General features: G+C 64.9%; 19 protein-coding genes. 6 read left to right on the plus strand and 13 right to left on the minus strand.

All coding sequences use genetic code 11. From position 1 onward, the window contains the following. Positions 1–71: 71 nt before the first annotated feature. The 5 genes from AC1RTQ_RS03620 to AC1RTQ_RS03640 form a co-directional block, all read right to left on the minus strand. Positions 72–2,306 (minus strand): phosphocholine-specific phospholipase C, encoded by a 2,235-nt coding sequence (locus tag AC1RTQ_RS03620; RefSeq protein ID WP_492874329.1) that lies wholly within the window; start codon positions 2,304–2,306, stop codon positions 72–74. Positions 2,307–2,331: 25 nt separating this feature from the next. Continuing rightward, the gene (locus tag AC1RTQ_RS03625; RefSeq protein WP_165570867.1) at positions 2,332–2,505 is read right to left on the minus strand and encodes a hypothetical protein; all 174 of its coding nucleotides are present in this window, start codon (positions 2,503–2,505) and stop codon (positions 2,332–2,334) included. A 228-nt stretch (positions 2,506–2,733) separates the two neighbouring features. Next, the gene (locus AC1RTQ_RS03630; RefSeq protein ID WP_492874331.1) at positions 2,734–5,856 is read right to left on the minus strand and encodes an efflux RND transporter permease subunit; all 3,123 of its coding nucleotides are present in this window, start codon (positions 5,854–5,856) and stop codon (positions 2,734–2,736) included. 162 nt (positions 5,857–6,018) lie between these two features. Beyond that, complete coding sequence (locus AC1RTQ_RS03635) at positions 6,019–7,347, minus strand: efflux RND transporter periplasmic adaptor subunit (RefSeq protein ID WP_492874333.1); 1,329 nt, start codon at positions 7,345–7,347, stop codon at positions 6,019–6,021. Positions 7,348–7,362: 15 nt separating this feature from the next. Then, on the minus strand, positions 7,363–8,625 hold the full coding sequence (locus AC1RTQ_RS03640; protein WP_492874335.1) for a TolC family protein: 1,263 nt from the start codon (positions 8,623–8,625) through the stop codon (positions 7,363–7,365). A 147-nt stretch (positions 8,626–8,772) separates the two neighbouring features. Between AC1RTQ_RS03640 and AC1RTQ_RS03645 the strand changes: the two genes are divergently transcribed. Next, positions 8,773–9,462, plus strand: coding sequence for a heavy metal response regulator transcription factor (locus AC1RTQ_RS03645; protein ID WP_492874337.1), 690 nt, complete (start codon positions 8,773–8,775; stop codon positions 9,460–9,462). Between the two features lie 16 nt (positions 9,463–9,478). Here the strand turns inward: AC1RTQ_RS03645 and AC1RTQ_RS03650 are convergent, their stop codons facing one another. After that, the gene (locus AC1RTQ_RS03650; RefSeq protein ID WP_492874339.1) at positions 9,479–9,820 is read right to left on the minus strand and encodes a DUF5713 family protein; all 342 of its coding nucleotides are present in this window, start codon (positions 9,818–9,820) and stop codon (positions 9,479–9,481) included. Between the two features lie 75 nt (positions 9,821–9,895). Between AC1RTQ_RS03650 and AC1RTQ_RS03655 the strand changes: the two genes are divergently transcribed. The 3 genes from AC1RTQ_RS03655 to AC1RTQ_RS03665 all read left to right on the plus strand — a co-directional run bounded on the left by AC1RTQ_RS03655 (position 9,896) and on the right by AC1RTQ_RS03665 (position 12,329). Continuing rightward, on the plus strand, positions 9,896–11,332 hold the full coding sequence (locus AC1RTQ_RS03655) for a heavy metal sensor histidine kinase (protein WP_492874341.1): 1,437 nt from the start codon (positions 9,896–9,898) through the stop codon (positions 11,330–11,332). Between the two features lie 60 nt (positions 11,333–11,392). Next, positions 11,393–11,797: a hypothetical protein gene (locus AC1RTQ_RS03660; RefSeq protein ID WP_492874343.1), complete on the plus strand. Its 405-nt coding sequence runs from the start codon at positions 11,393–11,395 to the stop codon at positions 11,795–11,797. A 100-nt stretch (positions 11,798–11,897) separates the two neighbouring features. Next, a complete protein-coding gene (locus AC1RTQ_RS03665) occupies positions 11,898–12,329 on the plus strand; it encodes a hypothetical protein (RefSeq protein ID WP_492874345.1) in 432 nt (143 codons plus the stop codon). 113 nt (positions 12,330–12,442) lie between these two features. Here the strand turns inward: AC1RTQ_RS03665 and AC1RTQ_RS03670 are convergent, their stop codons facing one another. From AC1RTQ_RS03670 to AC1RTQ_RS03680, 3 genes are all read right to left on the minus strand, one after another. Next, positions 12,443–13,411 carry a siderophore ABC transporter substrate-binding protein gene (locus tag AC1RTQ_RS03670; RefSeq protein WP_492874347.1) on the minus strand — a complete coding sequence of 323 codons (969 nt, stop codon included), beginning with the start codon at positions 13,409–13,411 and terminating at the stop codon, positions 12,443–12,445. Between the two features lie 82 nt (positions 13,412–13,493). Then, positions 13,494–15,515 carry a ligand-gated channel protein gene (locus AC1RTQ_RS03675; RefSeq protein ID WP_492874349.1) on the minus strand — a complete coding sequence of 674 codons (2,022 nt, stop codon included), beginning with the start codon at positions 15,513–15,515 and terminating at the stop codon, positions 13,494–13,496. A gap of 361 nt (positions 15,516–15,876) precedes the next feature. Beyond that, positions 15,877–17,202, minus strand: a complete 1,326-nt coding sequence (locus AC1RTQ_RS03680; RefSeq protein ID WP_492874351.1) for a DUF445 domain-containing protein — start codon at positions 17,200–17,202, stop codon at positions 15,877–15,879. A 152-nt stretch (positions 17,203–17,354) separates the two neighbouring features. On the opposite strand from AC1RTQ_RS03680, the gene AC1RTQ_RS03685 reads away from it, so the two are divergent. Continuing rightward, complete coding sequence (locus AC1RTQ_RS03685) at positions 17,355–17,600, plus strand: DUF3297 family protein (protein WP_003050615.1); 246 nt, start codon at positions 17,355–17,357, stop codon at positions 17,598–17,600. A gap of 384 nt (positions 17,601–17,984) precedes the next feature. Here AC1RTQ_RS03685 and hmpA read toward each other — a convergent pair whose 3' ends face one another. Beyond that, on the minus strand, positions 17,985–19,163 hold the full coding sequence (hmpA, locus tag AC1RTQ_RS03690; protein ID WP_492874353.1) for an NO-inducible flavohemoprotein: 1,179 nt from the start codon (positions 19,161–19,163) through the stop codon (positions 17,985–17,987). Between the two features lie 159 nt (positions 19,164–19,322). Between hmpA and norR the strand changes: the two genes are divergently transcribed. Then, positions 19,323–20,909 carry a nitric oxide reductase transcriptional regulator NorR gene (norR, locus tag AC1RTQ_RS03695; RefSeq protein WP_492874355.1) on the plus strand — a complete coding sequence of 529 codons (1,587 nt, stop codon included), beginning with the start codon at positions 19,323–19,325 and terminating at the stop codon, positions 20,907–20,909. On the opposite strand, the gene AC1RTQ_RS03700 is transcribed toward norR, so the two are convergent. The 3 genes from AC1RTQ_RS03700 to AC1RTQ_RS03710 all read right to left on the minus strand — a co-directional run bounded on the left by AC1RTQ_RS03700 (position 20,910) and on the right by AC1RTQ_RS03710 (position 26,060). Beyond that, positions 20,910–21,320 carry an FKBP-type peptidyl-prolyl cis-trans isomerase gene (locus AC1RTQ_RS03700; protein ID WP_492874357.1) on the minus strand — a complete coding sequence of 137 codons (411 nt, stop codon included), beginning with the start codon at positions 21,318–21,320 and terminating at the stop codon, positions 20,910–20,912. It abuts the gene before it with no gap. Positions 21,321–21,409: 89 nt separating this feature from the next. After that, complete coding sequence (locus tag AC1RTQ_RS03705) at positions 21,410–22,552, minus strand: aminotransferase class V-fold PLP-dependent enzyme (RefSeq protein ID WP_492874359.1); 1,143 nt, start codon at positions 22,550–22,552, stop codon at positions 21,410–21,412. Positions 22,553–22,763: 211 nt separating this feature from the next. Beyond that, a complete protein-coding gene (locus AC1RTQ_RS03710; protein ID WP_492874361.1) occupies positions 22,764–26,060 on the minus strand; it encodes an acetyl-CoA carboxylase family protein in 3,297 nt (1,098 codons plus the stop codon). Between the last annotated feature and the right edge of the window lie 66 nt (positions 26,061–26,126).

Below are 26,126 nucleotides of genomic sequence, written 5' to 3' on the forward strand. Positions count from 1 at the left end.
TCGTCATACAAGAGCGCCATATTAGGGCCAATGGTGCATGCCAGACAGTTCGCAAAGGCGCAGCATGGTCGCTATACCTCGCCCATGGCAGGGTCGCTGATCGTGTGCTGACCGGTTTCCACGCGACCGGCAAAGCGCCGGTAGTACGCCGGATCGCTGTTGCAGGTTACGGCAAAGTCATACCACTGGCCGCTGGCCTTCAGCTCCCAATGCCTCTCGGCGCTGGCGGCGGCGGCCACGCTAACCGTCCATGGACCGTCGCTCAGGTAGGCCATGGGCGTGATGGTGAACACCGCAGCCTGAGCGCCCTTGTTCATCAGATCCACGTAGACATTGCCATTGGCGATGTCGTAGCAGACTCGCACCTCGGGAGCGGCCTGTGTAGTGCCCAGGCGATTCAGGTCGCCCTTGAAGTGGCGGTGAAAACCGTTGGGGCCCAGCACCCAGAGGTCGTACTTGCCGAAATTGTCACGCACGGCATCCCAGGTATCGGACAGAGTCTTGCCCGCTTCCACCATATAGCGGCGCGGCGTGCGATCCAGCTTGTAGCGGTCATAGACATGGAAGACTGCCGCCTGCGTACCGGTGTTGGCAAACACCAGCTCCACCTGGCTGTTGGCCTGACAGCGCGCACTGGTGTGCAGCTCGTAGGGCAAGGCCCGTGACGGACGCGTACCGCCTGCCTGCAAAGGCAGTTGCATATCGCGCGGCACCGGCACCGCAGGCAGCTTTTGCTGATCGGCACGCAGCTGGTCGGCGACATCGCGTGTGGAGCGCCCGGCCAGCACGGGCAGTGTCTCGTTGTTCGGCGTCTTGAAGTTGAAGCTGCTCAGAAGATCTCCGCATACCGCACGGCGGAACGGGCTGATATTGGGCTCCTTCACGCCGAAGCGGGCCTCCAGAAAACGCAGCACCGACGTATGGTCGAACACCTGCGAGTTGACCCAGCCGCCACGGCTCCAGGGCGAGATCACATACAGCGGAACGCGCGGCCCGGGACCGTAGACACGGCCATCAGGGGCGGGCTGGCTGCGACTGCCTGCCGGTGCGCCATGCGTGAAGTACTCGGCCTGCAGATCGGCTTGCGGCAGCGTGGTCTTGCCTGCATAGGTCTTGTCGGCGTTCTGCGATGGCGCCGAGGGAGAAGGCATATGGTCGAAGTAGCCATCGTTCTCGTCGAAGTTGACCAGCAGCACGGTCTTGCTCCAGACCTCGGGATTGGCCGTCAGCGCGTCCAGCACCTCCTGCAGAAACCAGGCGCCCTGCACAGGGCTGGATGGTCCGGGGTGTTCGCAATAGATGGACGGTGCATTGACCCAGGACACCTGCGCCAGCTTGCCTTCACGGATATCGCGCTTGAAGGCGTCCAGATACTCCTCGGGCTGGTTGCCGGGCAAGGTGTTGGCCACGCCCTTGTACAGCGGGTTGGCCGCATCGTCGCTGGCCACGTCATAGGCGTGGTAGGGCAAGGCCTGGCCGGTGTCGGTATAGGGCGCATTGGGCGCGCCGCCGCTGGAGACAGGAAAGCCCGAAGCCAGATTCGCTCGGCGAAAGTTCTGGAACGCCCCCAGCATGTTGTCGCCCCACTCGTCGGGCATGTTCTGGTAGCTGATCCAGCTCACCCCGGCGTCCTGCAGCCGCTCGGCATAGGTCTTCCATGTGTAGCCGGTATTGGCATCGCTGGGCACGCCGTTGATGGCATCCCACTCGTTATTCACGAAGGCCACGTTCTGGGGCATGGCACCGTTGGTGCCCGTCATGTGGAATGACCGGTTGGCGTCGGTGCCGGTGTGCATGGCGCAGTGGTAGGCATCGCAGATCGTGAAGGCATTGGCCAGCGCGAACTGGTAGGGCAGCTCCTGCTCCTTGAAATAGCCCATGGAGGTGTCCGTCTTGGCCACGGGCCAGCGCGACATGCGGCCGTTGTCCCAGGCCTGCTGGCTGTCCAGCCAGGAATGGGGAGTGCCGGAAACGCGCTGCGCGTTGTTGGCCGTTCCATCCAGATGGTAGGGCGTGATGACCGTACCGTTGGCACGCTCCTGCTGCCAGACCTTGCGGCCGTTGGGCACGGGAATCGTCATCCGGTCGCCAAAGCCGCGCACCCCCTTGAGCGTGCCGAAGTACTGGTCGAAGGAGCGGTTTTCCTGCATCAGGATCACCACATGCTGCACGTCCATGACGGTGCCCGTGACGTTGTTGGCAGGAATGGCCAGCGCACGGCGGATGCTCGGAGGAAAGGCTGCCAGTGCGGCAGCGGAAAAGGCGGCGTTCTTGCCGGCCTGCAGAAGGTTGCGTCGCGAAATCATGGTGAAGCCTTGTCTGTCACCGCGCTCAGGGAGCACAGCGCATCTCCGGCTTGGCCGGCTCGGTGGGGTTCGTGGGTGTCGTGGGATTGGTCGGATTCGTTGGGGCAGGCGGGCTGTCATCGCTGCCACCACAGGCGGCCAGCGTGGCGGCCGTCAGACAGGCGAGCGCCAGCGCCTTGATCAAACGCTTGTTTTGCATGGAGTCTTTCGCTTTGATGTCGACAGGTTTCGACCGGCAAGAATCTAGGTAAAACTCATGTCATCCCGATGACGTCCGTGTTTCAGTCCGTTGCCTCGCATCGCGCCAGCGCTCGAAGCTCGCGAGCCCTCTTCAGCGCGAAGCGCCATGAAAAAAGGGCCGACGCACCCACGTCGGCCCTCTGCAAAAAACATCACAACGCCAGTCAGAACGCTGGCGCTTGCGCGGCTATTTCCGCTCTCCATATCCCAGCCGGTACAGCAGCGGCAGCACCAGCAGCGTCAGCACCGTGGACGAGAGAATGCCGCCTATCACCACCGTGGCCAGCGGCCTTTGCACCTCTGCCCCCGTTCCGGTGGCAATCGCCATGGGCACAAAGCCCAGCGATGCCACCAGAGCCGTCATCAGCACGGGACGCAGACGCGTGAGCGCCCCTTCGGTGACGGCCTGCTCAACGCCCATGCCCTGCTCGCGCAGCGAACGGATATAGGCAATCATCACCAGGCCGTTGAGCACGGCCACGCCGCAAAGTGCGATAAAGCCGATGGCCGCCGAAATGGACAGCGGAATGCCGCGCAGCCACAGCGCCGCAATCCCGCCCGTCAACGCAAACGGAATGCCGGTGAAGACGATGAGCCCGTCGCGCACATTGCCGAACATGGCAAACAGCAGCGTGAACACCAGCGCCAGCGCCACGGGCACCACGATCATCAGGCGCTTGCGGGCCGACTCGAGGTTCTCGAAGGTTCCGCCCCAGCGTGTCCAGTAACCTGCCGGCAACGCAACGCCTTCGAGTTCCTGCTGCGCCTGCGCCACGAAGGAGCCGATATCGCGCCCGCGCACGTTGGCGCTGACAACGATACGGCGCTTGCCGTCCTCGCGGCTGACCTGGTTGGGCCCCGGTGCCAGCTCCACCGTCGCCACCGATGACAGCGGCACAAAGCCCAGACGCCCGTTGCCGCCGCGCGGCAGCGCAATCGGCAGGCGGCCTATGCTGTCCACATCGCTGCGCATGGCCTCGGGCAGGCGGACCTGGATGGCAAAACGTCTGTCGCCCTCGAATACCGTGCCGGCTTCACGCCCGCCGAATGCCGTGCTGATGGCATCTTGCACATCGCCCATGTTCAGACCGTAACGCGAGGCTTTCTCGCGGTCGATCTGCACCGTGAGCATGGGCAGGCCCGTGGTCTGCTCGACCTTGACCTCGGAGGCGCCAGGAATCTTTTGCAGCATGCCAGCCACGGCCTGTGCGGACTTTTCCAGCTGAGCCATGTCATCGCCGAAGATCTTGACAGCCACATCGCTGCGCACGCCCGAGATCAGCTCATTGAAGCGCAGCTGTATCGGCTGCGAGAACTCGTAGTTGCTGCCCGGAATCTTTTCTACAGCCTCTTGCACGGCAGCCAGCAGATCGTCACGCGAGCGCGCCGGATCGGGCCATTGCTCACGCGGTTTGAGCATGATGTAGCCGTCCGAAATATTGGGCGGCATGGGGTCGGAGGCGATCTCCGCCGTGCCGGTGCGCGCAAACACGCGCTCGATTTCAGGGAACTGCTGTTTGAGCGCTCTCTCGATCTGCATCTGCATCTGCACCGACTGCGTCAGGCTGGTGCCCGGTATGCGTAACGCCTGAATCGCAAAGTCGCCTTCATTGAGATTGGGCGCAAACTCGCTGCCCATGCGCGTGGCCAGCAACAGACTCAGGGCGACGATGACGCTGGCCGCCGTCAACACCACTGCCGGTGCATGCATGACCTTGTCCAGCACCGGCGCATAGGCACGGCGCGCCCACTCCATCAGACGGTTTTCCTTCTCGGCCACCTTGTCGCCCATGAACAGCGCAATCGCGGCAGGGATGAAGGTGATAGACAGCAGCATGGCCCCCAGCAGCGCGATCACCACCGTCAGCGCCATGGGGTGAAACATCTTTCCTTCCACACCGGTGAGCGCAAAGATGGGCAGATAGACCACCATGATGATGAGCTGACCGAACAACAACGGACGCCGAGCCTCCTTGGCTGCCGCAAACACTTCCTCGAAACGTTCGCTGCGGCTCAACGATCGACCTGCTGCGGCCTGCGCATGGGCCAGACGGCGCACGCAGTTCTCCACGATCACCACCGCACCGTCGATGATGATGCCGAAGTCCAGCGCCCCAAGGCTCATCAGATTGGCGCTGACGCGCATCTGCACCATGCCCGTGAAGGTGAACAACATGGACAGCGGAATGATGAGCGCCGTGATCAGCGCTGCCCGCAGATTGCCCAGAAACAGGAACAGAATCGCCACGACCAGCGCCGCACCTTCGATCAGGTTCTTCTTGACCGTGGCAATGGCTTTGTCCACCAGATTGGTGCGGTCGTACACCGTCACGGCCTTCACACCGGGCGGCAGGCTTTTATTGATCACCTGCATGCGCTCATGCACCGCCTGCGCCACTGCGCGGCTGTTCTCGCCAATCAGCATGAACACCGTACCCAGCACCACTTCGCGACCGTTGTCCGTGGCAGCCCCCGTACGCAGCTCGCGGCCCAGGCCCACATCGGCCAGATCACGCACGCGAATCGGCTGGCCTTGCGCAGACCCCACGATGACTTCGCGAATATCGGCAATGCCTCCCACCTGCCCCGGTGCGCGGATCAGGTACTGCTCGCCCTGGCGTTCGATATAGCCGGCCCCCACATTGGCGTTGTTGCGCTCCAGCGCCGCGACGATATCGGCCAGCGTGAAACCATAGGCCGCGAGCTTTTGCGGCTGCGGTGCCACCAGGTATTCCTTGGCGAAGCCGCCGATGGAGTTGATCTCGGTCACGCCCGCCACATTGCGCAGCTGGGGCTTGATGACCCAGTCCTGGATCTCGCGCAGATCCATCGGCGTATAGGGCGTGCCGTCGGGCTTGGTGGCACCGTCATCGGCCTCCACGGTCCACAGATAGATCTCGCCCAGCCCCGTGGAAATAGGCCCCAGCGCAGGCGCGACGCCCGCCGGCAGGGCGTCGCGCGCCTGCTGCATGCGCTCGTTCACCAGCTGGCGCGCAAAGTAGATGTCCGTGCCGTCCTTGAACACCACGGTCACCTGGGACAGGCCGTAGCGCGACAGCGAGCGGGTCTGCTCCAGCTGCGGCAGGCCGGCCATCACGGTCTCTATGGGGAAGGTGACGCGCTGCTCGGTCTCCAGCGGCGAATAACCGGGTGCCGAGGTATTGATCTGCACCTGCACATTGGTGATGTCGGGCACGGCATCGATGGGCAGGCGCTGGTAGTTGTAGATACCCAGTCCCACCAGGGCCAGTGTGGCCAGCATGACCAGCCAGCGCTGGGCAATGGCAAAGCGGATGATGCGCTCAAACATTCAAACTCCAAATATCTTCATCTGCCCTGTCACACTGGCGCAATCCAAACCAGAGACACCGAGCAAGAGCCGCCTCGCGGCGGGGCCGCCCAGGCGAGGGTGTCGTCCCCCTTGGGGGCGCCGTGCAACGGGAAGGCGCGCCGCGCCTCAGGGGGTGGCTAATCAATGCACATGCTCGGCCGTGGCCTTGCCCAGCTCGGACTTGAGCACGAAGGCCCCGTCCTTCACATAGCGCTGGCCTGTACTCAGGCCCTGCAGCACTTCGGTGTTCTGGCCATCGGTCTTGCCCAGCTTCAGGGCCTGCGCCTTGAAGCCGCCGTCCACCGGCACAAACACCACGGGCTTGTCGCCGTCGATCTTCTGGATGGCTGCACTGGCCACCGTCACCGCCGCCTTCTGGCCGGATGCCGTCAGATCCACATTCACGAAGAGGCCCGGACGCCAGATACCATCCGGGTTTTCCAGGGTGATGCGTGCCGGTGCCGTGCGGGTTTCCTGACCTATCAAAGCGCCCACATAGGCCACCGTCCCCGTGGCTTTCGATTCAAAGGCCGTCGCATGCACAGTGGCCTGTTCGCCCACGCGCACAAAGGGCAGGTCGCCGGCGGCCACCTTCATTTCGGCCCAGACCGAACGCAGATCGGAGATGGTGAACACGGCCGTGCTGTCCTGCACGGCCTCGCCCACGGAGAGATGCTTTTCCACCACCACCCCGTCGAAAGGCGCGCGCAGCTCGAAGCGGTTCAACGCCCCGGCAGAGCCTGAGCCGGCACCGATCGCAGCCAGCTTCTGCTGCGCATTGGCGGACGCGATCTCGGCCTCGCGCAGCACCTGCTGGGCCTGCAGATAATCCTGCTCGGCCGAGATCTTTTCCTGCCACAGCTGCTTCTCGCGCTGATAGGTGGTGCGCGCCAGTGCGAGACGCTTTTGCGCGGCCATCAGCTCGCTGCGCTGCTCGGATACCGCAGGGCTGGTCAGGGTGGCCAGCAACTGGCCCTTCTTTACCACCTGCCCCAGATTGGCCGCCACGCTCTCAGCCACGCCCGCCACCCGTGGCACCACATGGGCCGTCCTGTCCTCGTTGAAGCGAATCTCGCCCGGCAACTGCAGCATGCTGGCGATCAACGCCGGGCCGGCCTCGGCCAACGCCACGCCCGCAGCCCTGGCGCGCTCGGCATCGAGTTTGAGCAGGCCTTCCTCCTCATCATCGGCATGAGCGGATTCCGGCTGGACTGCGGGTTTTCCGGTGCTTGCTGCCTGTTCATGCCCAGGCTCGCTGCCATGGTCATGCTCCTCTTTTTCGTCATGCTCATGCCCGCTCTTTTCTTCATGGGCATGGCTCTTCTGAGCAGCGCCGTGACCATGGCCTTCGGCGCTTGCAGCCGCTGGCTGCGTACCGTAGACAATGGCTGCAGCAGCGGCCGCACCCAGCGCCAGAATGATGGCGATGGAAATCGCCGTGCGGCGGGGCTTAGGGGATGTGGAATTCATGATATGTGCTTGCTCTTACTCAAGACCGGGCACATCGCCCAGTTGGCGGGTGATGTCGGCAGCCGCCTGATGGGTTGCCACCAGCTGCTCCAGATAGAGGCTGCGTGCCTCGGCCAGCGTGCGCTGGGCATCCAGCACTTCCAGGTAGCTGAACTTGCCCATGGCAAAGCCCTTGGCAGCCACTTCGTAAGCGGACTGGGCCGCCGGCAGCACCTGCTGCGCCAGTTGCTCGGCCTGGGCACGGCTGGTCTGCAGCTGCTCGCGTTGCTGCTGCAGCTGTGCGTGCATTTGCTGGCGCGTGGCCAGCAGCTCGTCCTCGGCCTTGTCTGCCAGACGCAGTGCCTGCAGCTGATTGCCGCGGTTGCTGTCCAGAATCGGCAGCGGCACCGAGATACCCACCACCAGCTGATTGCGGCCCACTTCCTGCGCACGCTTCATGCCCAGACTCACGCTGGGGTCAGGCAGGCGCTTGGCGCGCTCGAGCTCGGCGACGGACCTGGCCTGAAAAACGGCCTGCTGCGCGCGCAGCATCTGCGGTGAATGCTCCAGCTTTTCCAGCATCAGGCTTTCATCGGGCAGCACCGGCAGTTGCGCCAGCTCCCCCACCGCACTGCCAAATGCCGCAGGCTGCGCTCCCCACAGCGCCGCCAGTTGATGACGCGCCACACGCAGACCGGAGCGCGCTTGCGCCAGCGCCAGCTCGGCACTGCTCTCGGCCACGCGAGCCTTGGTTTCCTCCAGCGGAGCCACCTTGCCTGCCAGCACGCGCTTGGCTGCGGCATCGCGGGCACTGCTGGCAATCTCCAGCGTCTTGAGATGCAGCTGCACGCGTTGCTGGCCGGCCAGCACATTGGCAAATGCCGTGCGCACATCGGCACGCAGACCGGCCTGCGCGGCGTCCAGCTCGGCCCTGGCCAGTTCGCGGCCATGCTCGGCCGCCTTCATGCGGGCCTCGCGCTTGCCGCCGATCTCTATGGACTGGTTCCACTGCAGCGTCATGGAGCGGGTTTCGCGGCGCGTGTCTTCCTGTGAATAGGCCAGCTCGGGATTGGGCCTGGCGCGACTCTGGATCAATGCCCCTTCGCTGGCCGCCAGGGCCTGGGCTGCCGCCCGCAGACCGGGGTTGCGCTCCATGGCCAGTGCCAGCGCGGCCTGCAGGCTGATGGGGGCGGCAGCCGCCGCCGTGACGGGCGCAGGCTGCTGCGCCCAGGTGCAGGGCACGAAAAGGCCCAGGCCGCTGCCCAGCAACGCAGCGGCCGCCTTGGTAATGAATGTCATGGTGATGCTCCGCCTGCATGCCAGCCCCTGGGTTGGCACTCCTGTACAGGCGGGGCAAATCTAGCGTGGCGGCCCCCACAGGGTTCTGACCTGAAGATGACAAATTTGTCATCTTCGCCAGCAGCCGACTTGCTCGACAATCTGCGCATGAAGCTTCTAGTCATCGAGGACGAAACCAAACTTGCCGAGTACCTGCAAAAAGGCCTGGGCGAGGAAGGCTTTGTGGTCGATACCGCGCACAGCGGCATTGACGGCCTGCATCTGGCCACCGAGCAACCCTGCGATCTCATCATTCTGGACGGCATGCTGCCCGGCATAGACGGCCTGGCCGTGCTGGCGGCTCTGCGCCAGTCCCGCCAGACGCCAGTGCTCATGCTCACGGCCCGCGCCCAGGTGGAAGACCGCGTCAAAGGTTTGCAGGCCGGCGCCGATGACTATCTGGTCAAGCCTTTTGCGTTTTCAGAGCTGGTGGCCCGCATTCATGCACTGCTGCGCCGCGGCCTGCAGGCTCAGGCCACGCCCGAAGCCACGGTGCTGCGCATGGCCGATCTGGAGCTGGATCTGCTGCGTCGCCGCGCCACGCGTGCGGGCCAGCGGCTGGACCTGACGGCCAAGGAATTCAATCTGCTGAGTCTGCTGCTGCGGCGCCAGGGCGAAGTGCTGTCGCGCACCGAGCTGGCCTCCCAGGTCTGGGACATGAACTTCGACAGCGAAACCAATGTCGTCGAGGTCGCTGTGCGCCGCCTGCGCCTCAAGCTCGACGCGCCGTTCGAGCTGCCCCTGCTGCACACGGTGCGCGGCATGGGCTATGTGCTGGAGCTGCGCGCGCAGCAGTGAGAAGGCGAAACAGCGCTTACCAGTCGCGCTCGCTGATCAGCGTTTCCCCGTCGGCATCATCAAAGCCGTAGGCATGGGCAATAGCCAGGAAATCGGTGCCAATGCAACCGCGGGCCACTGTTTCAATCTCGCTGCCCTGCTCATCAAATTCTTGCTGCAAGTCATTGAAGCGCTCCGTCGCCACCAAGGTCAGCGCATAAAGCTGCCCCAGACCGTCAGGCTTTTGCGCCTCAATCTGCTGGCACAGCTCCACCAGAATGTCTGCCCCTTTTTTCACCAGTGCGCTGGGGTAATACGCATCGTCATACATTTCTGCCAGAAAGCGGTAGTCCGCCATTTTTGAATTGCTCAAGCTCACAAAAATATCTCCTGAATACAAGGCCGAGGCAGCATAGCAGCGCTATGTGGCAGAACCTGGACCCAAGGAAAATCCATGAACTCATCCATTCCCCATCTGGGCAAACGCCTGTCGCGTGCGCTGGCCCTGCAGACCATGCTGGGGTTGGGCCTGGTCTGCGTGGCCGTGTACTGGGGTAGCTGGCTGGCCCTGGCACAGCGCCAGCAGGAAAGCCTGGAGCAAAAGCAGGTCACCGTCACCCATCTTCTGCAACAGGCGCGTGCCAATCGCTCCGCGTCCAGCATGCAGCACATGCTGTCCGACTTTCTCACGGGCCACGAGGATATGTCGATCCGTGTCAGCTATGCCGACGGCACGCTACTGTTCGAGAAACTGCACCAGCCCCTCGACGATGTTCACAGCGCCCGGCGCAGCTTCAGCGTCGTGCTGCCAGCCCATGTGGATCAGCAGGAGCAGCAGGTCGTGCAGGTACTGCTGATGCTGGACCGCCGCCCCGACGACGCCCTGCTGCGCCAGTTGGCCTGGATTCTGGCTCTGGCCGCCGTGAGCAGCTCGCTGCTGGTGTCCCTCACCAGCGCCTGGCTGGTGCGGCGCGGGCTGGCGCCGCTGCATTCGCTGGTGGAGCAGACCCGGCAACTGGGCGCCAAGGATCTGAGCCGCGACTGGCAGACCAGACTTGACGACAGCAACCAGCCCCAGGAGCTGCGCCCGCTGATTGCCCAGTTCAACGCGCTGCTGGAGCGACTGGCCGTGGCCTACCGGCAGATGGAGGCCTTCAACGCCGATGTGGCCCATGAACTCAACACCCCGCTGACCACGCTGATCAGCAGCTGCGAGCTGGCATTACGCAAGCCGCGCGACGCCGAGGAGCTGCGCGACATTCTGGCGTCCAACCTCGAAGATCTGCAGCGCATGGCCGGCATCGTGGCGGACATGCTTTTTCTCTCTCACGCCGATCGCGGCGAGAGCGCGCACCGCATTCAGGTGGCCAGCCTGGCCAGCCTCGCGGACGAAGTGGTGGACTACCACGAAGCCGCACTGCAGGAGGCCGGTCTGCAGGTGCGGGTGCAGGGCGATGCACAGGCCCAGGTCGATGCGCGATTGCTGCGCCGGGCACTGTCCAATCTGCTGGGCAATGCCACCCGCTATGCCACGCCGGGCAGCTGCATAGAGATACAGATCAGCACGCCGCAGGCCGGCCAGGTCACGCTGGCGGTGCAGAACCGGGGCCAGGCCATTGCGCCCGAGCACCTGCCCAGGCTGTTTGACCGCTTCTACCGCTCGGACGCTGCCCGCAGCCAGGCCGATCGCAACCACGGCCTGGGCCTGTCCATCGTGGCCGCCATTGCACGCATGCATGGCGGACAGGCGTTTGCGCACTCCGAGCAAACCGTCACCAGCATCGGGCTGAGCCTGCCTGGGGACCAGGATCCATCAGCCCAGCCACCTGTTTCCGGAGGCAACCGGGCGTCAATGCCGGGGATGCCCACAAGCAGCAGCGCGCGGGGATGACACGCAGCGGCGCGTCCGGGCCGCAAGATGGCCGCCCGTGCATCGCCGAAAGGAAACACCATGCATTGCTTGAGACATGCGGCCTGCCTGGCCTTGGCCGCCCATGCAGCTCTTGGCCTGCCCGCTCCGGCTCAGGGCCGGATGCCCGATATGCAGCAGGCTGGCGCCCTGCGCTACAGCTGCGGCGGCATAGGCGAGGACGAATCCACGCTCATGCGCGCCGCGATGAAGGACTACCCGCTGTCGCTGCTGTTTGCGCAAAAGGAAGGTGCCTACCTGGCCAATGTGGCGGTCGAGGTCAGCTCCGCCAAGGACAGCAGCCGCTTCACGGCCAACGGCCCGGTCTGCCTGATCCAGCTGCCCGCCGGCAGCTACAAGATCACCGCCACCACCCGGGAAGGCCGCAGCCAGACCCGGTCGGCAGAGATCGGCAAGGGCCCGCATCAGCTGGACTTCCGCTACTAGCGACAAGTCGCTGGCAGGCGGCGGCAATGTCCCGGGGCCGTCCAGGGGAGATGCGCGCAGTCGCGCTCCTCAAGGCCAGGCAATGAGGACAATATGAGCCATGTCCCAAGATCAAGACGCATCCACCTATCAGACCCATCTGCAGGCCGGCAACGCGCTGGTGCAGCAGGCCCAGAAGATTGCCACCCAGGACTTCGAGCAGGCCCGCGCGTTCTGGCAGGCCGCCGGCAAGGAGTTCTATCTGGCGCACAAGGCCGATATGAGCGAGCCCGAAGCCGCCTTTCGTCTGGCACAGGCCTGGATGGCCGAGGCCCACGCCTTGCAAAAGGAAGAGGACAGGAACGCGCTGGTCATGTGGGCCAACGCTGCTGCGCAATGCGAGCTGGCCTTTGACCTGGAGCCCGAGAACGGCCGTATCGCCATGACGGCCGCCAGTTGCCATCTGTTTGCCGGCCAGGCCGATGCCGCCAAGGCCTGGCAGCTGATCGGCAAGCAGTTGCTGCCGCCCGAACCTTCCGCGCCCGATGCCTGATATTTTTTGATAGCATTCATCGCATGAAAACAAAGGGTTTCAATGTATTTATGCATTGAAACCCTTTATTCATTGACGAAGTAAGCTATTAAATTTACGATCTCCCACGGAGACTAGCGCTCGAGTGCGGCGCGGATCTGCTGCGCATTGGCCCGCATGGCCTGGGGGCCGCTGCTGCCCAGCAAATACCAGAGCTGCGGATCGACGAACACCAGCTGCTGCTTGCGGCCCGCTCGCGTGCTCCGGATGATGTCGTTGTCGAACAGCAGCCGGGACGGCAGGAGCGGCTGGCCGTCCTTGTCCCTGGTGCTGCCCGTGCCCGCATTGCGGTCGATCACGAACAGCCATTCTGGATCGATCCTGGCGATATCTTCCATCTTCAGCGCAATGCCGCGCGCCTGCGCCGGATCGGCGGGCAAGGCGGGCTTGACGCCCAGCACGTCATGCAGCAGACCGAAGCGCGAGCCCGGCGTCTGGGCGCTCATGTTCTTGTTGACGGCCAGCACCAGCAGGCCCGGTGCGGCCCTGGCTGCGGCAGCGCGGGTGGCCTGCACATCGCTGCGCACCTGCTGCATGAGCTGCGCGCCCTCAACCTGCTTGCCCCAGAGGCTGGCCAGTGCGGTCACATTGCGCTGCATATCGCCGAGCAAGTCCTTGCCCGAGGTGCTCAGATCCAGCGTGGGCGCGATCCGGCTCAGCGCTTCGTACTTGCCGGCCGAGCGGCCGGCCACCACGATCAGATCAGGCCGGATGCGGCTCAGCGCCTCGTAGTCGGGCTCGAACAGCGAGCCCGCCACCTGGTAGCGGGCAGCGGCGTAGCCGGCCAGATAGGCGGGGAAATGAACCTTGGGCACTCCCGTCACCGGCAGCTTGAGCGCCTGCATGGTGTCCAGCGAAGCCAGGTCGTACACCACCACGCGCCGGGGAGCCAGGGGCAGCTCGCTCACGCCCCGGGCATGCTCGACCTGGATGCGGGCGGGCTGGGCCGCAGACGACAGGGCCTGCGGCGTTTGCGCCCAGGCGGCGCCGGCCATCATCAGCAGGGCCACGGTGGTGGCGCGACGGCTGTTCAGTGCTTGCATGAAGTACCTTGAAAAGCGGAAACAGAAGAAGGAGCGGCAGCCCGTTGCCGCGCATTGCGGCAACGGGCTGCGATGGACAGGATCAGAACTGGACGTTCATGCCCAGCCAGTAGCGGCGGCCGTCGAGCACGGTGTCGTAATTGACGCCGTCATAGATGACCTGCTTGTCCAGCAGGTTGTAGATGCCCGCGTACAGCGTGACGGTCTTGTTGAGCTTGTAGGAGCCGCCCAGGTCCAGCATGGTGTAGCTCTTCTGGGTGAAGCTGCCCGAGGAGGCCCCGCCCGTGGGCGCGCTTTCCTTGCCGCGGTAGGACGCCTTGAGCCAGCCGTTGAGCTGGGCCGTCGGACTCCAGTCCAGCGAGACATTGAACAGATGGCGCGGCAGCTGATTCAGCGGCAGGCCGGCAAACCCGCCGCTCTTTTGCTCGGACTTGGTGAAGGTGTAGTTGCTCTTCAGGCGCAGCGCCCTGCTCAGCTGCGCGCCCAGCGAAGCCTCCAGGCCACGCGTGATGGCGTTGTCCACATTGATATTCGTGGTGGGCACGCGGCCCGAGCTGTTGAGCGGGCCGCAGCTGGGGCAGGCCACGCGGGTGATCTTGTCCTCGAACTCGTTGTCGAACACTGTCAGTCCTGCCGTGGTGCCCGCGCCGCTGTCGTAGAGCACGCCGATTTCCTTGGTCAGCGAAGTCTCTGGCTTCAGGTCGGGGTTGCCGTAGATATTGCCGCCACGGCTGCTCTGGCCCCAGTCACCCACGGTCTGGCGCAGCGACGGGGCGCGAAAGCCCGTGGAGACTCCGCCCTTGACCGTCCACTGCGCCGCCGGATTCCACACGCCATACAGACGCGGGCTGACCTGGCCGCCGGCCTGGCTGTCATGGTCGTAGCGCAGGCCGCCGGTCAGTGCGAAGTCCTTGTGCAGACGCCATTCGTCCTCGGCAAACACGGCCCACTGGCTGCGGTTGATGCTGGTGCGGCTGGCATTGGGCAAGGTGTTGGTGGTGGTGTCCTTCAGGTCCTGCTCGTTGTAGCCCACGCCCGTGGTCAGCAGATGGCTGGCCCCCAGCGGCGTCACCCAGCTGCTGTTGAACACCGTGTTCTTGATGGTCATGTCGCGCGACAGATTGCGCGTCTTCTCCTGCTGCAAATAGGTGTCAGAGGACGCCCAGCCCCAGCGGCCCTTGTGCTGCAGCGAGAAGTTGTCGCGCTCGAATTGGCGGTCGCTGAGCGCAGCCGTGGCCACCAGCGTCTTGCCCGGTGTCGAGGTGTAGTGCTGCTTGCCTGTGCCCAGCTCGGCAATGATGTCGTGATCCTTGTTGGGCGTCAGCGCCAGCTTGACGTTGAGCGCGCGGTTGTCGTGGTCGTTGTAGCCGTTGAGGATGTTGTCCTCGCCGCGCTTGTTGTAGTTGCCGTAGATGCTCAGGCCCAGCAGATCGGTCTGTATGGGGCCGGACAGATAGAAATTGCTCTGGTAGATATTGCCCGAGGACGAGCGCTCCTGCAGCGTGGCCTCGGTGCGGATGGAGCCCATCCACTGTTTGGCCACCTTGCGCGTGATGATGTTGATCACGCCGCCCATGGCGTCCGAGCCGTAGAGCGAGGACATGGGGCCGCGCACCACCTCGATGCGCTCTATCGCCTCCAGGGGCGGCACCCAGCTCTGGTCGGTTCCCGTGGAGCCGTTGGCCTGGGTTTCGCGCGTGTTGGTGCGCTTGCCGTCCACCAGGATCAGCGTGTAGTTCACGCCCATGCCGCGCAGGCTGATGTCGTTGGAATTGTTGTCCGAAGGCACCAGGTTCACGCCCGGCACGTCGCGCAGCGCATCATGCAGATTGTTGTAGCTGCCTTTTTCGAGTTCTTCGCGCGTGATGACCGAAATCGATGCCGGCGCATCCTTGATCTCCTGCTCGAAGCCCGAGGCCGTCACCACCACGGTCTCCAGAGATTTCTCCTGCGCCGCCGTCAGCCCGTGAGTCAACAGGCCGGCGGCCGCCAGCGCCATGCCCAGCATGGGGCGCAGCGACCGGCGGGCGGTGGACAAAGAACGGGAAGACGAAGAAACGCAGGCCGTGGCGAAGCCTGCAGCAGCGGCTGCATGAATTGGCATGATGAGTTTGGAAAAAGAGGCACATCGACCAGGCAAGGCTGCGCCCCATGGCCAGAGCCACGGACAGCAGGTGCCGGTCAGCGAAGCATTCGCGCTGTTGGAGTGATGAAGAAGGCAATCACGATCTGCGCATGAGATCGCCCCTGGCTACACCATGCAGCGGGGCATGGCGGCATGCGGCCATTCAATGGGCATGCCTGGCTGAGTCAAAGATTGCAGCAAGGTCTTCTTGTTGCGAATAATTCTCATTATAAACGTAACCAACAGGCCTTCCAAAGAATTTTTACTGTTAAGTACTTTGGCAAGACCTCAAACCAGCATCGCCCAGCAGCGGCATGCGCGGCCTGGTCGTGAACAGGCTTTAGCCCAACCAGGCCAGCAGGCTGCGCCACAGGGCCGCAGCATGCGAGATGAGAAACAGCAGCAAACCGATGGCCCCGCCCACCAGCGTGCCGTTGATGCGTATGTACTGCAGATCCTTGCCGATATGCGCCTCGATCAGCGTGGCCAGCTGCTCGGCATCCCAGCGCTGCACCGTGTCGGCAATATGTCTGGCGATGAACTGCGAGACATCGGGCGCCAGCGTCGTCGCCCAGCGCTTGAGGCGCTCGTTCATGGAGCTGCGCAGCGCCTCGTCATGCGCCAGCGCCTGCCCCAGCCAGCGCCCCATCACGGCGGCGCGCCGCGCCATGGCCGAGTTTTCGTCGGCCAGATCACGCTCCAGCCGGGCGCGCCAGCCGGCCCATAGCTCGCGCAGATAGACGGCCAACTTCTCGTCATGCAGCAGATAGTTGCGCAGCTTTTCCACACGCTCGGCGTAGGCCGGGTCGTGCTGCAGGCCGTCGATCAGGCGCTGTATGGAGCTGTCGAAGGCCTCGCGCAGACGGTGGCCGGGGTTCTGGGCCACGTCCTGCAGCAGGCTGTCGAGAGCGCCGGCAATCACGCTGGCGCCCTTGTCGCTGAGCCAGTCCGTGGGCAGCATTTTTTCCTTGATCGGGTGCTCGCGCTTGAGCCAGACGACGATGGTCTGCGCGATCATCACATGGGTCTGCTCCTGGCGCAGCACGCGGCTGATGCGCGCCAGCACATCGTCGAGCACCTCCTGGTGACGCCCGCCCGCCGTCAGCCCCGACAGCAGCGAAGCGGCTGCGCGCGACAGATCCACATGCTGCATCACGGCCTTGAGCGACTGGGTCAGAAACTTCTCGACCTGCTTGTCCTGCACCATCTCCAGCGCGGCCAGTGCCAGCCGCGCCACCTGCCTGCCCAGCAGCTGGCTGTTGGCGGCAGCCGTCAGCCAGTCGGCCAGCGCCTGGGCCGGGTTGTTGCGCTCGATCAGCGCCACCAGCGAAGGCGCATCGAGAAACTTGTCGCGCACGAAAGCGGCCAGGTTGCGCCCTATGCGGTCCTTGTTGCGCGGGATGATGGCCGTGTGCCGCCCCACCAGCGGCAGCGGAATATGGCGAAACAGCGCAGAGACCGCAAACCAGTCGGCCAGCGCTCCCACCATGGCGGCCTCGCAGATGGCCCGCAGACACACCAGCCACAGCGGCACGGCCTGGCCCTGCAGTCCCCAGCGCGAGCCCGCCAGCGCCGTGGCGATGAAGCCGGCCGTCACCAGCAGCAGCAAAATCAGCGGCAGCCGCTTGGCGCGCTGCAGGGACAGGCGTTGTTCTTCGGTGAGCATGGCGCAAGGATAGGCGAGTCGGGCCGGCTCGCCTATGCCTGGGGCCCCGATGGCAGCGCTTGGCCTGCGCTGCACCATTGCAGCGACAGACGGCAGGCTTTTGCAATTGCACCGAAAATAGCGCTCTTGTATTGCCTGACTCTCGAGAAATCATGACCGAAGCCACCCGCCCCGAACTGCCCGACCACCTGTCCGTCGACCCTCGCAGCCCCCACCATGTGGCCGCCGTGTTCGAGCACGATATCGGCATCCGCTTCAACGGCAAGGACCGCTTTGACGTCGAGGAATACTGCGTGAGCGAAGGCTGGGTCAAGGTGCCCGCCGGCAAGACCCTGGACCGCAAGGGCAAGCCCCTGCTGATCAAGCTCAAGGGCACGGTCGAAGCGTACTACCGTTGACCGCCTGAGGCGCTTTGCGCGCCTGGGCGGTGCCGCCCACCAGGCCCTTGCTCGATGTCTCTCACTGGGCGTTCGCCCAGTTCAAAGAGCAATGAGCCCAATCGCCGCCTCAATAAAGAGAGCTGCTTGCGCTTTATTTACATGGATTTCAAATGCTTCAAGCACTGAAACCTAGTAATAACATGCGCTAGCAGCTCTTTTTTTATGAGCATCCATTGGTTTGCAGATCACAGCGCTCAAAACCGGCGCGCCCAAAACGAGGGACACCGAGCAAGGGCCGCCCCGCAGTGACGGTGTCGTCCCCCTCCCCTAGCGCGCAGCGCGTAGAGAGAGGGGGAAGCGGTGGGGCCGCCTAGGCAAAACCGCTCAGGGGGTGCGATAACGTCAAGCCAGAGCTTCGGCCGGGCCGAAGAACTCGTAATGCACCTGGGCATCGGGCACGCCCAGCTCGCGCAGCGACTGCTTGACGCTGCGCATGAAGCCGCGCGGGCCCAGGAAGTAGACATCGGCATCGCGCGATGCGGGCAGCCACTGGGCCAGTCGGTCGGTGCTCAGCAGGCCCTGGGCATCCACCTCATCGCCCGCGTCCGCCTGGTCGTAGCAATAGCGGCGCGTGAGCTGCTCATGGCGGCTGGCCAGCGCATCGATCTTCTCGCGAAAGGCATGCACGCCGCGATCGCGCGCGCAGTGGATGAAGGTGATCTCGCGCCCCGTGGGCAGTGCGGCCTGCAGCATGGGCAGCGTGGGGGTGATGCCCACACCGCCGCTGATCAGCACCAGGGGCCTGGCGCCGGCCTGCAAGGTGAAGTGGCCGGCGGGCGGGAACAGCTCCAGCGTATCGCCCACTTGCAAATGGTCGTGCAGATGGTTGGAGACCTTGCCGCCGGCCTCGCGCTTGACGCTGATGCGATAGCTCTTGCCGTTGGCAGGCGCCGACAGCGAATAGTTGCGGCGCTGCTCCAGGCCGTCGACCACCACGCGCAGGCCGATGTACTGGCCGGGCTGATGGGCGATCACCGCGCCGCCGTCCGCAGGCTCCAGATAGAACGAGGTGATCTCGGCCGATTCGGCCTGCTTTTGCACCACCTTGAAGGCGCGCGCACCGCGCCAGCCGCCTTCGGCGGCAGCCGTCTGATCGTAGGCGCTGCGCTCGGCAACGATCAGGATATCGGCCAGCTGCTGATAGGCCGCAGCCCAGGCGGCGATCACCTCGTCCGTGGCGATCTCGGCGCCCAGCACCTCGCGAATGGCGCGCAGCAGGCAGGCGCCGACGATGGGGTAATGCTCGGCCTGCACCTGCAGCGCCACATGCTTGTTGATGATCTGGGCAGGCAGATTGCCCAGGTTCTCCAGGCGGTCGATGTTCTTGGCATACATCAGCACGCTGTGGGCTAGAGCGCGTGGCTGGGCACCGCTTTGCTGGTGCGCCTGGTTGAACAGCGGGCGCACCTCGGGGTATTCGCCCAGCATGGTCTGGTAGAAATGCGTGATCAGCGCCTCGCCGCCGGTTTCCAGCAGCGGCACGGTGGCCTTGACGATCTCGCGTTGACGTTCGGTAAGCATGCAAATCTCCTGGTTGCTGCCTTGCCAGCTGCAAGGCTTGAACGGATAAATGCAAACGGCATGCCAGCATCAAGACCATTGCAAAACAATGGCTTGCAAAAATATGAGTCAATATGACATTGCTCAATTGATGTCTTTTTGACACATAACGATGTCGTTATGACAACATCCCACATTCTCAACGCCGTCAGCCCGCTGATCGCCGATCTGGCCCAGGACCTGTCCGAGCGCGAACGTCTGCGCCGTCTGCTGGCCGCACTGCGCAACCTGCTGCCCGCCGATGCCGTGGCCTTGCTCAAGCTCGAAGGCGAATGGCTGCGCCCCATGGCGATCGACGGCCTGATGCCGGACACGCTGGGCCGGCGCTTTCGCCTGGGCGAGCATCCACGCTTTGCCCAGTTGCTGGCGGCCGGCCAGGCCATGCGCTTCGAGCCCGACAGTCCCCTGCCCGACCCCTATGACGGGCTGGTGGCGCACAAGGGCCAGGCCATCAGCGAGCTGCATGTGCATGACTGCATGGGCTGCGTGCTGCAACTGGGCGGCCTGCCCTGGGGTCTGCTGACGCTGGATGCACTGGAGCCGGGCCGGTTTGCCGACCCTGCGGCGCTGGCCATGCTGCAGGCCTTCAGCAATCTGGCTGCGGCCACCGTGGCCACGGCCGAGCGCGTGCACCAACTGTCCCAGCTCGCGCGCGGCGCCACCGGCGCTGCCACAGCGGCCGCGCCGCAGGAGCGCGCACTGCAGGGCGCAAGCCCCGTCATGCGTCAGCTGCAAAAAGACATTGCCCTGGTCGCCGCCAGCGATCTTTGCGTGCTCATCACCGGCGAGACCGGCACCGGCAAGGAACTGGTGGCGCAGGCCGTGCATGCGCAGTCGGGCCGTGCCGGCAAGCCCATGGTCAGCATCAACTGCGCGGCCCTGCCCGACAACCTGGTCGAGAGCGAGCTGTTCGGCCATGTGCGCGGGGCCTTCACGGGAGCGCTGAGCGAGCGCAGCGGCAAGTTCGAGCAGGCGCATCAGGGCACGCTGTTTCTCGACGAGGTCGGCGAGCTCTCGCTGCCCGTGCAGGCCAAGCTGCTGCGCGTGCTGCAAAGCGGCCAGCTGCAGCGCCTGGGCTCGGACCGGGAGCACCATGTGGATGTGCGCGTGATCGCCGCCACCAACCGCGACCTGGCTGCGGAAGTCCGCGCCGGGCGCATGCGCGCGGACTTCTATCACCGCCTCAATGTCTATCCGCTCAATGCGCCGCCGCTGCGCGAGCGCGACAGCGACGTGCTGCAGCTGGCGGGTTATTTCCTGGAGGAGAACCGCTCCAGACTCAGGCTCGGCGGCCTGCGCCTGGATGCTGCCGCACAGGCGGCCTTGCTCAATCGCAGCTGGAGCGGAAATGTGCGCGAGCTCGAGCACTGCATCAGCCGTGCCGTGCTCAGGGCCCTGAGCCGCCATGACGGCAGCGCCAGCCGCCCCGGCGCCAGGCTGCGCATCGTGACGCTGGGGCTGGCCGATCTCTGGGAGCGGAGCGAGGCGCCTGCCGCCGAACAGGCGGCAGCGTCCCTGGAGCCGGCCACCGCGGCGGCTGCCCCCGAGGGCGGCCTGCGCGCCGCCGTCAGCGCCTATGAACGCCAGCTGGTCAGCGCCAGCCTGGCCCGCCACCAGGGTAGCTGGGCCGCCGCAGCGCGCGAGCTGCAGCTCGATCGTGCCAATCTGCAGCGCCTGGCCAGGCGGCTTGAGATCGACAGGCCTTGATCAGCGACCCTGGATGCCCAGCAGCTCCACATCGAAGTTCAGCGTGGCATTGGGCGGCACGGCACGGCCCGCGCCGCGCGAGCCGTAGGCAATGGCTGGCGGGCAGGTGAACTTGGCCTTGCCGCCGACCTTCATCTTCTGCACGCCCTCGGTCCAGCAGGGGATCACGCCATCGAGCGGGAACTCGATGGGCTGCTTGCGGGCATAGGAGCTGTCGAACTCCTTGCCGGTATCGGGGAAGTAGCCTCGGTAATGCACCTTGACGGTATCCGTCGCCTTGGGACTGGGCCCGGTGCCTTCAACCTGGCTTTCATAGATCAGCCCGCTGGCGGTGGTGACCGGCGCAGCATGAACCACTGCGCCAGCACCCATGGCCCATACAAGACCGATCACGGAGATTGCTTTTTTCATATCGGATGCGCTGAATGAACAAAACCCGACTTTAGTACGAAGTCGGGTCGAAAAGATGTCACGGCAGCAATACTGCCGGCCACCTTGGCTCAGGTCCGGGCAATGCCGATATCGTCCAGCGCCTTGGACAGATGCGCCACGGAGCGATCCGAGTCATGCCATTTGTCCAGGCCGAACAGGCCGATGCGGAAGGTCTTGAAGTCCGGGCCTTCATCGCATTGCAGCGGCACGCCCGAGGCGGTCTGCAGGCCGACCTTGAGAAAGGCGCGGCCGCTCTGGATTTCCGCGTCCGTGGTGTAGCTCACGACCACGCCGGGAGCCTTGTAGCCCTCGGCGGCCACGCTGGGAAAGCCGCGCGACTGCAGCAGCTCGCGCACCTTGCGACCCAGCTCCATCTGCTCTTCGCGCACCTTGGCAAAGCCGTACTCGCGCGTCTCCAGCATCACGTCGCGCAGGCGCAGCAGCGCATCCGTGGGCATGGTGGTGTGATAGGCGTGCTGGCCTTTTTCATAGCCCTCGGCAATCTGCATCCACTTCTTCAGGTCGCAGGAGAAGCTGGAGCTTTGCGTGTGCTCTATGGCCTCGCGGGCGCGCGCCGAGAGCATGACCATGGCGCAGCAAGGCGAGCTGCTCCAGCCCTTTTGCGGTGCCGAGATCAGCACGTCCACGCCGGTTTTCTCCATATCGACCCACATGGCGCCGGAGGCCACGCAGTCCAGCACGAACAGCGCGCCGACCTCGTGCGCAGCGTCGGCGACGGTGCGCAGGTATTCGTCGGGCAGCATGATGCCGCTGGCCGTCTCCACATGCGGGGCAAACACCACCTTGGGGCGCTCCACGCGAATGGTCTCGGCCACATCGGCTGCCGGGCATGGGGCCCAGGGGTCCTGGCTGCCCTCGCCCTGCTTGCGCGCCTTGCAGACCACGGAGCCGCCGCCCAGGCCCGCATCGGCATCGAAGATCTGCGTCCAGCGGTAGCTGAACCAGCCGTTGCGCACGATCAGCACCCGCTCACGGTTGGCGAACTGGCGCGCCACGGCTTCCATGCCGAAGGTGCCGCTGCCGGGAATCAGCACGGCCGTGTGGGCGTGATAGACATCCTTGAGCATGCCCAGGATGTCCTGCATCACACCCACGAACTTCTTGGACATGTGGTTGAGCGCTCTATCGGTGTAGACCACCGAGAATTCAAGCAGGCCATCGGGATCGACGTCGGGCAAAAGTCCGGGCATGGGATATCTCCAATCGCAAATACTGGGCAGTCAAAAACACCCAGCAGCAGCCGTTGGGCCGCCGGGGCGCTGGTGCAGGACAATCAGCTTAGCATGAGCCGGAATATGGTTTTACGTATGCAGCTCATATCAAAAACATGAGCTGCAAGCGCTTTGTACGTCGAAGATTCCGACCGATAAAACGCTGCAGATGCGAAATCTCCATCCGCGTTTACCATGTGTCCACGAAGCGGCCTTCGCCCTCGCGCAGGCGCGCACCGGCCAGGCCGCGCACCAGCCAGGCGCGGGTCTCCGCAGGGTCGATGACGGCATCGACTTCCAGCGTGGCCGCCATGTGCATGGCCTCGCCATGCGCGTATTGCTGGGCCAGCAGCTTCTGAAACAGCGCCTCGCGCTCAGCCCCCTCGGGCAGGGCTTCGAGCTCCTTGCGAAAGCCCAGCCGCACCGCGCCCTCCAGGCCCATGGCGCCGAACTCGCCCGTGGGCCAGGCCACATTGAAGATGGGCGCATGAAAGCTGCCCGCCGTCATGCCCATGGCGCCCAGGCCATAGCCCTTGCGCAGCACCACGCTGAAGTATGGGACGCGCAGCTTGGCCGCCATGACGAACAGCCGGCTGACATGGCGCACCTGGGCGGTTTTCTCGATCTCCGGCCCCACCATGAAGCCGGGCGTGTCGACCAGGCTGACGATGGCGATGCCGTGGGCATTGCACAGCTGCATGAAGCGCGCCGCCTTGTCGGCCGCGTCGGCATCGATGGCGCCGCCCAGATGGCCCGGGTTGTTGGCCATCAGCCCCACGGGCCGGCCCTCGATGCGCGCCAGCGCCGTGTGGATGCCGGCGCCGAAGCCGACTCTCAGCATCAGCAGACTGCCCTCGTCCACCAGCCCGGCCATGGCGGCGCGGGTGTCGTAGGCGCGCAGACGGTTCTCGGGCACGACCTGGCGCAGCAGGCGCTGATCGGGCTCGGACCATTGGTCGATGCGCCCCTGGAAGAAGGACAGATAGTGCCTGGCCGCAGCCACGGCCTGGGCCTCGTCGTCGACCAGGATGTCGATCACGCCATTCGCATGCTGCACGCTGGCGGGGCCGACTTCCTCGGGCATGAAGACGCCCAGCCCGCCGCCCTCGATCATGGCCGGTCCGCCCATGCCGATATTGCTGCTGCGCGTGGCGATGATCACATCGCTGCAACCCAGCAACGCGGCATTGCCCGCAAAGCAGCGGCCATGGGTGATGCCCACCACGGGCACCTGACCCGATAGCGCCGCATAGGCCGCGAAGGTATGCACATGCAGGCCCGCGACCACGGGCGTATCGGTATCGCCGGGCCGGCCGCCACCGCCTTCGGCAAACAGCACCACGGGCAGCTTCTGCTGCAGCGCGATGCCCAGCATGCGGTCGGTCTTGGCGTGATTTCGCGCCCCCTGGGTGCCGGCCAGCACCGTGGCGTCATAGGACATGACCACGGCGCGCGAGCGCTCTGCGCCGAACTGCGCGGCATTGATGGAGCCCATGCCCGTGACCATGCCGTCGGCCGGCGTGTTGGCCACCAGATCGTCGATGCTGCGCCTGCGTGTCTGCGCGGCAATCGCCAGCGCCCCGTATTCGATGAAGCTGCCTGCATCGCAGAGATCGGCGATATTCTCGCGCGCGCTGCGGCTGCCCTGGGCATGGCGTCTGGCCATGGCGCCTGGCCGCGCCGCATCGAGCGTGAAGCCATGGCGATCCCTGACGCGCTGCAGATCGTCCCGGATATGGTCCGGGTCCTGCAACTGCGCCTGCACCTCGGCATGCGCCGCCTCGCCCTGTGCGGGCGCGAGCACCAGCAAGGCCTGGTCCTGCGCCACATAGCTGCCGGGCTCTGCCAGCAGTTGCAGGACATGGCCTGCGGCCTGGGCCAGCAGCACATGCTGCATCTTCATGGCTTCGAGAACGCCCAGCTCGGCGCCCTTGGCCACCGTCTCGCCCACGGCCACGGACCATTGCACGACCCTGGCTGGCATGGGGGCCAGCACAGCATTTTCAGGAGCTTGCTGCGCTTGATGCACATTGATTTCAGCATCAAAAGTATATGAATTCTTTGAATGACTTGCGATTGATGCTATCTTTACTGCAGCATCCACCAACTGCGGCAGGACCTCTTCGAGCCAGCGCGTGTGCACCGTCTGATCCAGCATCTCGGGCCGCAGGGCCAGGGCCTGCAGCAGCGGCAGATTGGTGGCCAGGCCCGCGATGCGGCAGTCGGCCAGCGCGCGCCGGGAGCGGCGCAGCACATCCTCGAAATGCGGCGCGTTGCTGTGCACGACAAGCTTTGCCAGCAGCGTGTCGTAGTGCGGCGACGGGCTGGCACCCTGCTGCGCGTGGCTGTCCAGGCGTATGCCCGGCCCTTGCGGCCACTGCAGCTCGCCAATGCGGCCGCTGCCGGGGCGGGAGTGGCCCTGGGCATCCAGGGTTTCGGCATTGATGCGCCACTGCATGGCATAGCCGCGCGGCCGGGGCGGGGCATTCACGTTCAGGCCCAGATCGGCGAAATGCTCGCCCGCCGCAATGCGGATCTGGGCCTGCACCAGGTCGACGCCGAAGACCTCTTCGGTAATCGTGTGCTCCACCTGCAGGCGCGGGTTGGCCTCGATGAACACATAGGGCATGGACTCGGACTGCAGATCGACCAAAAACTCGAACGTGCCCAGGCTTTCGTAGCGCAGCCTGGCCGCCATGCGCAGCGCATCCTCGGTGATGCGCTCGCGCAGCGGCTGTGTCAGGCTGGGGCTGGGCGCAATCTCCACCAGCTTCTGAAAGCGCCGCTGCAGCGTGCATTCGCGCTCGCCCAGCGCCATGGGCCATTCGCTGCCGTCACCCAGCAACTGAATCTCGATATGGCGCGCGCCGCTCATCAGCCGCTCGACATAGACCCCGTCCACGCCGAAGGCTGCCTGCGCCTCGCTGCGGCAGCGCTGGTAGGCGGCCGCCACATCGCCCTCCTCGGTGACCGCCCGCATGCCGCGCCCGCCGCCGCCGCCAATCGCCTTGATCATGATGCCGCTGGCCCCGTCGGCCTGCTGGCGCGCAAAGAACTGCTGGGCCTGCTCCAGCGTCACGGCCTCGGTGCTGCCGGGCATCAGGGGCACGCCGCATTGCTGCGCCAGCGCACGGGCCCTGGCCTTGTCGCCAAGCAGCGCCAGCTGCTCGGGCGTCGGGCCGATAAAGCGCAGCCCGGCTGCCGCGCAGGCGCGCGCAAAGTCCGCGTTCTCGCTCAGAAAGCCATAGCCCGGGTGCAGCGCGTCGCAACCGTGCTGCTGCGCGATACGCAGCAGATGCGCGCCATCGAGATAGGCTGCCGGGCCGCTGGCGCCCAGTGCCTGCGCCTCGTCTGCGGCCTGCACATGCGGGGCCTGTGCATCATCGGCGGCGTACACCGCCAGGCTGGCAATGCCCAGCTCCTGCAGCGCTCGGATGATGCGCAGGGCGATTTCACCGCGGTTGGCGATCAGGACTTTCTTGAACATAGGACTCTCGTTTGAATAGCTTCTAGCACTCACCAGCCAAGGGGTTCACCCACTTTTGGCGCAATG

The sequence above is a fragment of the Comamonas sp. GW821-FHT11H03 genome, from assembly GCF_058807955.1.

Excerpts from the sequence above, each read along its gene's own strand:
- AC1RTQ_RS03640 (WP_492874335.1), bottom strand. The coding sequence starts at position 8,625 with ATGACATTCATTACCAAGGCGGCCGCTGCGTTGCTGGGCAGCGGCCTG.
- AC1RTQ_RS03665 (WP_492874345.1), top strand. The coding sequence starts at position 11,898 with ATGTCCCAAGATCAAGACGCATCCACCTATCAGACCCATCTGCAGGCC.
- AC1RTQ_RS03705 (WP_492874359.1), bottom strand. The coding sequence starts at position 22,552 with ATGCCCGGACTTTTGCCCGACGTCGATCCCGATGGCCTGCTTGAATTC.
- AC1RTQ_RS03700 (WP_492874357.1), bottom strand. The coding sequence starts at position 21,320 with ATGAAAAAAGCAATCTCCGTGATCGGTCTTGTATGGGCCATGGGTGCT.
- AC1RTQ_RS03625 (WP_165570867.1), bottom strand. The coding sequence starts at position 2,505 with ATGCAAAACAAGCGTTTGATCAAGGCGCTGGCGCTCGCCTGTCTGACG.
- AC1RTQ_RS03620 (WP_492874329.1), bottom strand. The coding sequence starts at position 2,306 with ATGATTTCGCGACGCAACCTTCTGCAGGCCGGCAAGAACGCCGCCTTT.
- AC1RTQ_RS03680 (WP_492874351.1), bottom strand. The coding sequence starts at position 17,202 with ATGCTCACCGAAGAACAACGCCTGTCCCTGCAGCGCGCCAAGCGGCTG.
- norR (WP_492874355.1), top strand. The coding sequence starts at position 19,323 with ATGACAACATCCCACATTCTCAACGCCGTCAGCCCGCTGATCGCCGAT.
- AC1RTQ_RS03670 (WP_492874347.1), bottom strand. The coding sequence starts at position 13,411 with ATGCAAGCACTGAACAGCCGTCGCGCCACCACCGTGGCCCTGCTGATG.
- AC1RTQ_RS03630 (WP_492874331.1), bottom strand. The coding sequence starts at position 5,856 with ATGTTTGAGCGCATCATCCGCTTTGCCATTGCCCAGCGCTGGCTGGTC.
- hmpA (WP_492874353.1), bottom strand. The coding sequence starts at position 19,163 with ATGCTTACCGAACGTCAACGCGAGATCGTCAAGGCCACCGTGCCGCTG.
- AC1RTQ_RS03635 (WP_492874333.1), bottom strand. The coding sequence starts at position 7,347 with ATGAATTCCACATCCCCTAAGCCCCGCCGCACGGCGATTTCCATCGCC.
- AC1RTQ_RS03660 (WP_492874343.1), top strand. The coding sequence starts at position 11,393 with ATGCATTGCTTGAGACATGCGGCCTGCCTGGCCTTGGCCGCCCATGCA.
- AC1RTQ_RS03675 (WP_492874349.1), bottom strand. The coding sequence starts at position 15,515 with ATGCCAATTCATGCAGCCGCTGCTGCAGGCTTCGCCACGGCCTGCGTT.
- AC1RTQ_RS03685 (WP_003050615.1), top strand. The coding sequence starts at position 17,355 with ATGACCGAAGCCACCCGCCCCGAACTGCCCGACCACCTGTCCGTCGAC.
- AC1RTQ_RS03655 (WP_492874341.1), top strand. The coding sequence starts at position 9,896 with ATGAACTCATCCATTCCCCATCTGGGCAAACGCCTGTCGCGTGCGCTG.
- AC1RTQ_RS03645 (WP_492874337.1), top strand. The coding sequence starts at position 8,773 with ATGAAGCTTCTAGTCATCGAGGACGAAACCAAACTTGCCGAGTACCTG.
- AC1RTQ_RS03710 (WP_492874361.1), bottom strand. The coding sequence starts at position 26,060 with ATGTTCAAGAAAGTCCTGATCGCCAACCGCGGTGAAATCGCCCTGCGC.